Raw genomic sequence first — 10506 nt, 5'->3', positions numbered from 1 at the left:
ATCGCCAAGGCGGCCGAGCGCTTGAACAAGCCGGGACTTGGCAATAATGCCGGCGAGAATGCGACCGACGAAGTGGCGGGTCGCTCGACTGGCGCACCGGCCGAAGGCAACAGCGGGGCCACGCCGGGACCGAGTGCCGCCGATATCGCCGCCGCCGAAGGAATGACGGCTGAGCAGCAGCAGGCTTTCATCAATGACATGGTGACGCGCCTCGCTGACAAGCTCAAAGCCAATCCGGGTGATCTCGACGGCTGGATTCGCCTCGCCCGCGCCTACCAGGTGCTGCAGCGGGTCGAGGAAGCGCGCGACGCCTGGGGAAAGGCCGCGACGCTCGCCCCCGCCCGCCTCGACGTGCAGCTCGACTATGCCGATTCGATCATCGCCGGCCGCTCCGACCTCGACCGCTATCTGCCGCCGGAATTTGTCGAAGCGGTGGGCCGCGTCCGCACGCTCGACCCGAAGAATCCTCTGGGCCTCTATTATGGCGGTCTGGTGGCCCGTGTCGCCGGCAACAAGGCAGAGGCCCGAAAGCTCTGGACCGAGGTGCTAGACCAGTTGCCGACCGACGCCCCGCAGCGCGCAGAGCTGCAGAAGGAGCTCGACTCACTGCTGCCCTAAGCCTCGGGAAACGTGCCTAATTTCTAGGCGGACTAGGCAATTCCACCTTGTTATTCAAACGGTTAGGTTAACGAGCGGAAACCCTCGCTTAACCATTGCTTCACCATCCTCGGCGACAATGCCCCATCGTGCAGCCGAGGCCCCATTGAAGCGAGACATCACCACACGCAAGGCGAGATCGACGTCGCCCAGCCGGTCGCAGACCGGTCAGGTCCTGAGCGGTCGGAGTTTGGCCGGCCACGGGCATGCCTGGGGGCGCGGCCGTGCCTGGGCCTGGAGCGTTGCCGTCTCGCTGATCGGCACCTTGTTCTGCGTCTATGTGGGCCTTCTTCTCTACCAGCAATCGCAGGAAGCGGCCCTGCAACGTTTCAACTATCTGATCGAGCGCTTCGAAAAGCGGCTCAGCGACCGCTTCGGCTCTTTCAATCTCATCGTCACGATGGGCACCGGCATGGCGACGCTCAGTGACGACATCACGCGCCGCGACTGGCAGCGTTTCGTCTCGGGCCTCAATTGGCGTGAGATGTCGGGTGGCATCGGCCTCAATTTCGTCGAGCGGGTCAAACGCGCCGATCTCGACAAATATCTGCGCCGGGCCGGCCTCCTCAACGGCGAACCCTTGATGATCCGCTCGCTCGGCAACGCGCAGCATGACGATCTCTATGTCGTACGGCTCTCCGAATCGATGCTGAAGAGCACGCAGATCATCGGCCTCGACCTCGGCAGCGAGGCCATGCGCCGCCGCGTGCTCGATTGGGCCATGCTCAACGGCTCGGTGACGATGAGCGGCATCATCCCCATCATCATCAACAAACAGAGCCAACCCGGCATCCTGATGATCTCGCCGGTCTATGCCCGCGATTCGGCGCCGGCCAGCTATACCGAGCGCCGCGACAGCCTCAAAGGCTGGGTGATCATGCCGATCGCCATCGGTACGGCCGTCGAAGCGTCGCTCCTCGACATCGGCAATGAAATCGACGCCGTCGTCTATCTCGGTGCCAATGTAGATTCCAACCGCCTCATCTTCGACAGCCGGCGCCGCGTCCAGCAGGATACCAGCACGCGGCGCCTCTCGCGCGACGGCAGCCTCTACCGGCGCTCGCATACGATGATCATCTCGGGGCAGAGCTTCAGCATCGATTACCGCTCGCATTCCTCGCTGCGACCGCCGGGTTCCGAAATGGTACCGCTGCTCGTTGCCCTCGGCGGCACGGTCATTTCGATCCTGCTCGGTGCGGCCCTTTGGTTCATGGTGGCGGCGCGCTACCGGGCCGAGGGCCTGGCACGATCGATGACCAGCGATCTGCGCGCGGCCAAGGAAGTGGCTGAACAGGCCTCGATCGCGAAGACCCAGTTCCTTGCCATGATGAGCCACGAAATCCGCACGCCGATGAACGGCGTCCTCGGCATGGCGGGCCTGCTATCCGACACCAAGCTCGATCATCGCCAGCGGCATTATGTCGACGTGCTGCAGCAATCGGGCGAAGCGCTGCTCGCCATCATCAACGACATTCTTGATTTCGCGAAGGCCGAGACCGGCAAGCTGGAAATCGAACATATCGATTTCGACATCGTGGCCGAAATCGACGCCGTTCTCGAGCTGGTGGTGAGCCGGGCACACGCCAAGGGCATCGAGCTTGCCTGCTTCGTGGCGCCGGATGTCCCGGTAAAACTCAACGGCGATCCCGGTCGCCTGCGGCAGATCCTGCTCAACCTGCTCAGCAATGCGGTCAAGTTCACCGAGGAAGGCGGCGTCTCGCTGATCGTCGAGCTTGCCGACCAATCGGACGAAGGCGCCAAGCTGCGCTTTGCCGTGCGCGATACCGGCATCGGCATCCCGCCGGAATCGCAGGACCGCCTGTTCCGCCATTTCAGTCAGGTCGACGCGTCGACCACGCGTCGCTTCGGCGGCACGGGGCTGGGCCTTGCCATCTGCAAGCAGCTGGTCGACCTGATGCACGGCCATATCGGCGTCGAATCCCGGACCGGCGCCAAGAGCGGCTCGACCTTCTGGTTCACCGCCTGGTTCGGACCGTTGACCGGCAACAGCCACAATGCCGTCGACATGGCACCCGATCAGGCCGCCATTGCCGCCGCCTATCAGGGCCGCGACGTGCTGATCGTCGACGACAATCCGATCAACCGCGAGATTTTCGAACGTTATGTCCTGAGCATCGGCGCCCATCCCCGCATCGCCAGCGAGCCGGAAATCCTGCTCGACGAGTTAAGGGACCATCCGCCGGCCGAACCCATTGTGCTCGCCATCGTCGATCAGGTCATGCCGACCATGTCGGGCGTCGATTTCGCGCGGCGCCTGCGCGCGCTGCCGGGCGTCAAGGTCGATAATGTCGTGCTCTCTTCCTCCGCCCTCTTCATCGATCAGAACGAGGTCCATGAGGGCATCGACGCGCAATTGCCCAAGCCCGTGCGGCGCTCAAGCTTCCTCAATTGCATGATGGCACTGATCGAGGGGACGCGGCACGGCACGGCACGGCGCGGTCACGGCAGCGGCGGCCCGGCGGTCTTTGCCGACGGCGCGGCGCTGCGCATCCTGTTGGCCGAGGATAATCAGGTGAACCAGATGCTGGTGACGGCGATCCTCGCCCGCGCCGGTGCCCGCGCCGACATTGCCGGCAACGGGCTTGAAGCGATTGAGGCGATGCGCTCCCGCGCCTATGACGTGGTCTTGATGGACATGCGCATGCCCGATCTTGATGGGCTCGAGGCGACAAGGCGCATCCGTGAACTGGGTGGCGGGCCGTCGCAGGTACCGATCATCGCGCTGACTGCCAACGCGACCCAGGAAGACCGCCGCCGCTGTCTCGAGGCCGGCATGAACGATTTCATGGCCAAGCCCATCGACGCCAACGACCTCATCCAGAAGATCGCCCTCCATGCCAAGGTGGCGCTGGTGGGCGGCGAGGCGGCGCGCATCAGTGCCGCCGAACATGAAGCGGCACCGGCCATCGCCCCGCTCTCGATGGAACAGCAGGACGCGATCTCCAACCTCCTCTCTTCGCTCGAATCTGCGACCGCCAACGATCCGACGCCGCCAATCAGCGAGCCTGGCCGGACCGGTGCCAACTGATCGTACCCTTTGCCGCGGGCGGCATGGTGTTTTGTGGGGAAACCGGCTAGGAACTGCGGCTCCGGACCCCATGCCCGCCGAAAGCCTGCCGACCTGCCCATGATCCAGAATTTCGCCCCACTCTGCGACCGGTTGATCGATGCCGCCTATCAGGCGGGCGAAGCGATCATGACCGTCTATGCCGGCGAGATCACGCCGGGCCGCAAGGCGGACCATTCGCCGGTAACGGCGGCCGATGTCGCGGCGGAGACCTTGATCCTGGCCGCTCTCGATGCCGTGGCGCCCGGCGTGCCGGTGATCGCCGAGGAACAGGCCGCGGCCAATGGCCTGCCCCCGTCGGCAGCGCAAGAATTCTTCCTGGTCGATCCGCTGGACGGCACCAAGGAATTCATCGCCCGCAACGGCGAATTCACCGTCAACATCGCCCTGGTGCAGGCGGGCGTGCCGGTCCTCGGCATCGTCTATCTGCCGGCGCTCGATGAAATGTATGCGGGCTTCGGTGATCGCGCCTTCCGCCGCTGCAAGAATATCGAAGCATCGATCTCGGCGCGTCCCCTGCCGCCCGAAGGTGCCGTGATGACGATCAGCCGCTCGCATGCCGCCAAGGAATTGGTGAAGGTCGAGGATCTGGGCGAGCATGTCGCCGGCACCATCGTCGCCGGTTCGTCGCTGAAATTCTGCCGCATCGCCGAGGGTGTCGCCGACCTCTACCCACGCTTCGGCCCGACGATGGAATGGGACACGGCGGCGGGACATGCCGTGCTGCTGGCGGCCGGCGGTTCGGTCAGAACCCTCGACGGCCAACCGCTCGCCTATGGCAAGACCGGCTTCCGCAACCCGCATTTCATCGCGCGCGGACAACGGAGGATTTCGGCCTGATGTCGAAGATCGTCCCCGCCGACGATGCCAACATCGCCCTGGCGGCGGGTGCCTTGCGTCGTGGCGAATTGGTGAGCTTCCCGACCGAGACCGTCTATGGCCTCGGTGGCGATGCTTGTAACGACCGCGCGGTCGCCGCCATCTACGCCGCCAAGGGCCGGCCCAGTTTCAATCCGCTCATCGTCCATGTGCCGAGCCTCGCCGCCGCGGCAGCGCTCGGCGAATTTTCGGAAGACGCGCTGGCGCTCGGCCGGGCCTTCTGGCCGGGGCCGCTCACCCTCGTGGTGCGGCGCCAGCGCAAATGCCCGCTCTCGCTGCTGGTGAGTGCGGGCATGGACAGCGTGGCGCTGCGCGTGCCGGCGCACCCCGTGGCGCGGGCACTCTTGACCGCCAGCAACCTGCCGCTCGCCGGCCCCAGCGCCAACCCGTCGGGCCGCATCAGCCCCACGAATGCGCGCCATGTCGAAGAAGGGCTCGGCGACAAGGTGGCGATGATCCTCGATGGCGGCCCCTGCCGCATCGGCGTCGAATCGACCGTCCTCTCCCTGCTGGATGAGAAGCCCGCCCTGCTGCGCCCCGGCGGTGTTTCGCCCGAGGAGATCGCCGCCATCATCGGCAGGCCGGTCGAGATCGCGGCACCCGTCGGCGATGTCGAGGCCGGCCTTCACGGCCCCGGCCGTCTTCTCAGCCATTATGCGCCGGATCGGCCCGTGCGCCTCAATGCGGTGAATGCCCAGGCGGGCGAAGCGCTACTCGCCTTCGGCCGCAACGCGCCCCATGCGGGGATCACGCTGAATTTGAGCGAAACCGGCGATCTTGCCGAAGCCGCCGCCAATCTTTTCGCGATGCTCCGCGCTCTCGATCGGCCGGACGTCACCGGCATTGCCGTGATGCCGATCCCAGAGGTGGGTCTGGGTATTGCGATCAACGACCGCCTGACGCGGGCCGCGGCGCCGCGCTGAAAAGGGCAAGAGCTGTCTAAAACCGTCCGTACCGATAAAGATCGGTGCCGTGATCCTCAAGCCACAGGCGGGCGGAATCCATCTGCCGGCAGATTTCGCCGCAGAGCTTCCAGAATTTCGGCCCGTGATTCATTTCCCTGAGATGCGCGACCTCATGGGCGATGACGTAATCCATCACATGCTTGGGCGCGAAGATGAGGCGCCACGAGAAGGCCAGTTCGCCTTCGCTGGTGCAGGAGCCCCAGCGGCTCTTGGTGTCACGGATGGTGATCTTCTTGATCTTCTTGCCGACCATCTCCGCCTTGGCAAAGGCGCGCGCTTCGATCTCGCGCTTGGCTTCGACCTTCAGCCAATCCTGGACGCGGCGCGGCACATGTTCCTCATGTCCGGCGACATGAATCTCTTCCGATTCACACCAGACGACACCGCGCGCATTGGGCTTGTGGCGGATGCGATGCGGCGTGCCAAGAATGGGGATGATGTTGTTGTGAAGGAACGGCACCGGCTCGTGCAGCTGGTCGAGGCGCTCCTCGATCCAATCCTTGTTGCTTAACGCAAATCGCTTGCCTTCGTCGCGCGAAGTGCGTTTCGGCAGCACGACGATGATCGACGAACTGCCATGATCGAGCCGCAGGATGATGCGTTGCGCGCGCTTGTTCTGCTTGAACACCAGCGGCACTTTGCGCGCTGGGAAATTGAGCATGTGGATGTCGCTCGCCTCGGACATGCGACGACGCTTCGGTGCCACCTTATCAACCGTGGCACGGCGCGGCTCGGGTGACGACTTTGCCAATATTTTCGCGACTTTCCGCATCGTGATCAGTGCTTTATCCACATACCCCCAGGGTTACCCAAATTCCCCTGGCGATCACTTTACGGCCTCGCTCGCGGCCCTTTCAACCGCTTACTCTTTTTTTGCGCGCGACCCCCCTATGCGTTGTTAACGATGATGACTCGGCCTCGATAAGAGCCTGTTTTCGCTGCGCTCCCCAGGCATAGCCGCCGATGGCGCCGTCATTACGCAAAACACGGTGACACGGAATGGCTATAGCGACCGGGTTCCTGCCGCAGGTATTGCCGACCGCCCGGGCCGCCGTCGGCTGGCCGATGGCGGCGGCGACCTCGCCATAGGTCCGGGTCTCGCCGGCTGGAATCCGGGTCAGAGCCTGCCAGACTTGGCGCTGGAAGGCCGTCATGCGGATATCGAGCGGCAGGTCCGCCCGGGGGGCCTTGCCGCCCATCCGGTGGACGATTTCCCCGACAAAAGTACCGAGCGCCGCATCGTCGCGGGTGATGCTGTCGGCTTCTGGGAATTCACTCCGGAGGTCGGCTTCGAGGGCCGCATCCCGCTCGCCCATCTCGACCCGGCAGAGCCCCTTCTCCGTCGCTGCGACCAACAGGCGCCCCAGCGGCGACGAGCTGAGGGCATAGCGGATGGAGGCACCCTTCCCACCGCTCGCATAGGAGGCAGGCGTCATGCCGAGAGCTTGGCCGGCACGCTCATAGACGCGGCTCGACGAGCCGAAGCCCGCATCGAAGGTGGCGGCGGCAACGCCCGCGCCGGTGCGCAGGCCCTTCTTGAAGCGTGCCAGGCGCAGGCTTTCCTCATAGTCGCGGGGAGAGACACCCATCACGCGCTTGAACTGGCGCTGCAGATGCCAGGGCGACAGGCCGCAATGGCGCGCCAGTTCATCGAGCGTCACCGGCCCGTCGGCCTCGTTTTCCTGCCTTGCTTCGATATAGGCGGCGGCTCGTTGCACCAACGCGGCACCGCTATCCTTGGCTTCCTGCGCCAAGACGCTTCCTTCTGGCATGATCGAACGCTTTCCTGACATCTCATCCTGCCATAAGGAATAAGGCCGAGCGGTCCGGCCCCGCTATCCGGGTCTTGCGCCATTGCAACGCTGTGGAAGGATAGCCCGAAAAGGAAGGCATGCCATGCCCGATCGGTACAATCTCGCCCGTTTCGTCGAGGCCCAGGCGGCTATCTATCCGGCAGTGCTGCGGGAACTCCGGGCGGGCCGGAAAGCCAGCCATTGGATGTGGTTCATCTTCCCGCAGATCGAGGGTCTCGGCCACAGTTCCACCGCCCGCTTCTTCGCCCTGTCGGGACGCGACGAAGCTGCCGCCTATCTTGCGCACCCGCTGCTCGGCCAGCGCCTTCTCGAATGCACGATGATCGTCAATGCGCTGGCCGACGGCGACGCCCATGCCATTTTCGGCAGCCCCGACGATCTCAAATTCCGCTCCTCGATGACCCTGTTCGCCGCCATCGCCCCGGATGGCTCACCCTTTGCCGCGGCGCTCGCGAAATTCTTCGGCGGCACCGGCGATCCCGCGACATTGGAGCGGCTCTGAGACTGTCAGCATTCTGTCAGACTTGCCTGTCAGGTTCCTGATGGCCTCAATCTGGAGACTGCCGATGTCGATCCCGCCCTTTCACCTGGCCTTCCCGGTCGCCGATTTGGCCGCGACCGAGAAATTCTATGCCGGATTGCTTGGCTGCCGCATCGGCCGGCGCGACGTCAAATGGATCGATTTCGATTTCTTCGGCCACCAGATCTCGGCGCATCTGAAGCCCGAGGAAACCCGCACCGCCACCACCAATGCCGTCGATGGCGACCAGGTGCCGGTCCGCCATTTCGGCGCCATCCTGCCCTGGGGCGATTGGCATCGTCTCGCCGACCGGCTGAAGGGCGCCGGCATCGATTTCATCGTCGAGCCCCATGTGCGCTTCAAGGGCCAGGTCGGCGAACAGGCGACCATGTTCTTCCTCGACCCCAGCGGCAACGCGCTCGAATTCAAATCCTTTGAAGACCCGGCACAGGTGTTTGCGGTCGCCTAGAGCCGTCTGTTCACGAACGCCACGCGCCAGGCGGCGCCGAAGCTTTGCCCTTCGATATGGTCGAGGCGCGTCACCGACAGATTGTCGACCGAAAACCCAAGCGCGCGCTCCGGCTCGATGTCGAGCGCGGCGGCGAGGGCCGCTCGGATCGAGCCGCCGTGGGCGACGACGACGATGTCCTGCCCGGCGTGCGCGAGAGTGAGGCGCAGCAGCGCCTTTTCCACACGCGTCACCACATCGGCAAAGCTTTCGCCGTTCGGCGGCCGCTCGGTCGCGGGTGCGTGCCAGAACCGGTGATAGGCACCGTCGCGGCTGGCATCAAGCTCGGCGTAGGTGAGGCCCTGCCAGTCGCCGAAATGCTGCTCGACGAGATCAACCTCGATGAGGGGCAGGACAGGTTCGATGCCGCGTCCCTTGTGGACGGCGGCCAGCGTCTGGTGTGTGCGCTTCAACTGTGTCGCGACCCAGACCGGCGCGCCGGGCAGGAACCCCGCCAGTGCCGCAAAGGCCCTGTCGTCGGTGCAATCGGCTTCAAGATCGTCCTGGCCGTAGATGCGGCCGTGGGCGCCGATTACGGGTGCGTGGCGCACCAGCCACAATCTGGTTTCAGTATGATCGGCAGACATGGTCGGATCGTTCAGGTCAGGGTGATGAGGTTCACCAGGATCGCCATTTCCGCCAGCTGCTCGACGGCGCCCAGCACGTCGCCGGTATAGCCGCCGAACTTCGCCTGCGCCAGCTTGGCGACGAGCCAGGTGGCGGCAAGCGCCGCGACGAGGGCGACCAGCGCCGCCACGGGGGCGACCGCGATGACGGCGATGATGAGGGCGATGATCAGCGACCAATTGGCGGCCGTGATGCTGGGCCGCCCCGCATCGTGGGCAAGGCCGTTGCTGCGCGCCAGCGGCATCCGCGCCATGACCAGCGGCAGGACGCCCCGCGACAGACTATGCGCCGCGACCAGGGCGCCGGCGACCAGTTCCGGGGCCCCCAGATTGGCGATGGCCGCCACCTTGATCGAGGTTGAAAAAATGAGCGCCAGCCCGCCATAGGAGCCGAGCCGGCTGTCCCGCAGGATTTCGAGGCGCTTTTCCACCCCGCCCCGGGCGCCGAGCGCGTCGCAGACATCGGCCCAGCCATCCTCGTGCAGGGCGCCGGTCACGATCCCGGTCGCGGCTACGGCAAGCAATGCCGCGAGCAGGCCAGAGAGGCCGATTTCCATGGCCACAAAATAGACCAAGGCACCAATGAGCCCCACGATGAGGCCCGCGAATGGAAAGGCGCGGACCGCCCCACCCAGATGACCCTCGACCGCCGGTACCGGCAGGCGCGTGAAAAAGCCCAAGGCCAGGAAAACGTCCCGCCGCCAGGTGGCCAGGAAAGCCGCCGGGTTGACGCTGCTGGACGTACCGGGGGAAGTAGAGCCGCCTTGCGGGTGCGCGTCGGCCCGGTCCGCCGCCGCATCGGCGGGCGGCGTTTCGGTCGGCCCTGGTTTCTCTTCGGGTGATTGGCTTGGTTCGTCGCTCACGGGGGTGGGTGTCCGGTCCGTTGGCTTTAAGTGGTTCGGTATTGGCTGCCGTTGTATCAGGAACCGCGCCTGGGATATAGCACGCGCAAATGACAGCCGGCGGCGACCAGCCCGGGGCCGGAGATCTTGAAGGAGTTATCCATGTTGGATCATCAATCGATTGCCAGTTTCGCCGAAATGCGGCGGATCGTGTCGGAATTCCCCGGCCCCGATGGCGACGCCGCCAAGGCGACGGCCGAACGCGAAGGCCAGCTCACCAAGCCGGCCGGCGCTTTGGGCCGGCTTGAGGAACTGGCTTCCTGGCTGGCGACCTGGCAGGGCCGCACCCCGCCCGCCGTCAATCATCCGCGCGTCGCCGTCTTTGCCGGCAATCATGGTGTCGCGGCCCTGGGCGTCTCCGCCTTCCCGTCGGAAGTGACAAGGCAGATGGTCCTCAATTTCACGCATGGCGGCGCGGCGGTGAACCAGCTCTGCAAGAATGCCGATGCGGATCTGCGCGTCTATGAAATGTCGCTCGACCAGCCGACCCAGGACTTCACGCAAGGCCCCGCTTTGTCCGAGGCCGAGTGCGCGCGCGCGATGGCCT

General features: G+C 65.0%; 11 protein-coding genes. 7 read left to right on the top strand and 4 right to left on the bottom strand.

Features of this window, described 5'->3' with window-relative positions:
- The 4 genes from ACE3PP_RS00070 to ACE3PP_RS00055 form a co-directional block, all read left to right on the top strand.
- Positions 1–618, top strand: a 618-nt coding sequence (locus ACE3PP_RS00070) for a tetratricopeptide repeat protein (protein ID WP_374377128.1), incomplete at its 5' end; no start/stop codon positions are given.
- A 145-nt stretch (positions 619–763) separates the two neighbouring features.
- Entirely contained in the window at positions 764–3706 is a 2943-nt protein-coding gene (locus tag ACE3PP_RS00065) for a response regulator (RefSeq protein ID WP_374377127.1), read from the top strand.
- Positions 3707–3805: 99 nt separating this feature from the next.
- Entirely contained in the window at positions 3806–4585 is a 780-nt protein-coding gene (gene cysQ, locus ACE3PP_RS00060) for a 3'(2'),5'-bisphosphate nucleotidase CysQ (protein WP_374377126.1), read from the top strand.
- Positions 4585–5547, top strand: coding sequence for an L-threonylcarbamoyladenylate synthase (locus ACE3PP_RS00055; RefSeq protein WP_374377125.1), 963 nt, complete (start codon positions 4585–4587; stop codon positions 5545–5547). Before cysQ ends, ACE3PP_RS00055 begins: the two co-directional genes overlap by 1 nt.
- A 16-nt stretch (positions 5548–5563) precedes the next feature.
- On the opposite strand, the gene ACE3PP_RS00050 is transcribed toward ACE3PP_RS00055, so the two are convergent.
- Both ACE3PP_RS00050 and ACE3PP_RS00045 read right to left on the bottom strand, forming a co-directional pair.
- The gene (locus tag ACE3PP_RS00050) at positions 5564–6295 is read right to left on the bottom strand and encodes a M48 family metallopeptidase (RefSeq protein ID WP_374377124.1); all 732 of its coding nucleotides are present in this window, start codon (positions 6293–6295) and stop codon (positions 5564–5566) included.
- Positions 6296–6443: 148 nt separating this feature from the next.
- The gene (locus ACE3PP_RS00045; protein ID WP_374377123.1) at positions 6444–7361 is read right to left on the bottom strand and encodes a methylated-DNA--[protein]-cysteine S-methyltransferase; all 918 of its coding nucleotides are present in this window, start codon (positions 7359–7361) and stop codon (positions 6444–6446) included.
- Between the two features lie 124 nt (positions 7362–7485).
- On the opposite strand from ACE3PP_RS00045, the gene ACE3PP_RS00040 reads away from it, so the two are divergent.
- Both ACE3PP_RS00040 and ACE3PP_RS00035 read left to right on the top strand, forming a co-directional pair.
- Positions 7486–7905: a DUF1810 domain-containing protein gene (locus ACE3PP_RS00040; RefSeq protein ID WP_374377122.1), complete on the top strand. Its 420-nt coding sequence runs from the start codon at positions 7486–7488 to the stop codon at positions 7903–7905.
- A gap of 64 nt (positions 7906–7969) precedes the next feature.
- Positions 7970–8392 carry a VOC family protein gene (locus ACE3PP_RS00035; RefSeq protein WP_374377121.1) on the top strand — a complete coding sequence of 141 codons (423 nt, stop codon included), beginning with the start codon at positions 7970–7972 and terminating at the stop codon, positions 8390–8392.
- Here ACE3PP_RS00035 and ACE3PP_RS00030 read toward each other — a convergent pair.
- Together ACE3PP_RS00030 and cobS are read right to left on the bottom strand one after the other, a co-directional pair.
- Positions 8389–9018, bottom strand: coding sequence for a histidine phosphatase family protein (locus tag ACE3PP_RS00030; RefSeq protein ID WP_374377120.1), 630 nt, complete (start codon positions 9016–9018; stop codon positions 8389–8391). The genes ACE3PP_RS00035 and ACE3PP_RS00030 overlap by 4 nt on opposite strands.
- An 11-nt stretch (positions 9019–9029) precedes the next feature.
- Positions 9030–9920 (bottom strand): adenosylcobinamide-GDP ribazoletransferase, encoded by an 891-nt coding sequence (gene cobS / locus ACE3PP_RS00025; RefSeq protein ID WP_374377119.1) that lies wholly within the window; start codon positions 9918–9920, stop codon positions 9030–9032.
- 141 nt (positions 9921–10061) lie between these two features.
- Here cobS and ACE3PP_RS00020 point away from each other — a divergent pair.
- Positions 10062–10506: nicotinate-nucleotide--dimethylbenzimidazole phosphoribosyltransferase (locus tag ACE3PP_RS00020; RefSeq protein ID WP_374377118.1), on the top strand; the 445-nt coding region annotated here is incomplete at its 3' end.

Origin of the sequence: Dongia sp. (assembly GCF_041910485.1) — a bacterium.
In the GTDB taxonomy this organism is placed as follows: domain Bacteria; phylum Pseudomonadota; class Alphaproteobacteria; order Dongiales; family Dongiaceae; genus Dongia.
The sequence above is the reverse complement of the archived record's forward strand: the minus strand, read 5'-3'. Positions and strand labels throughout refer to the sequence as shown.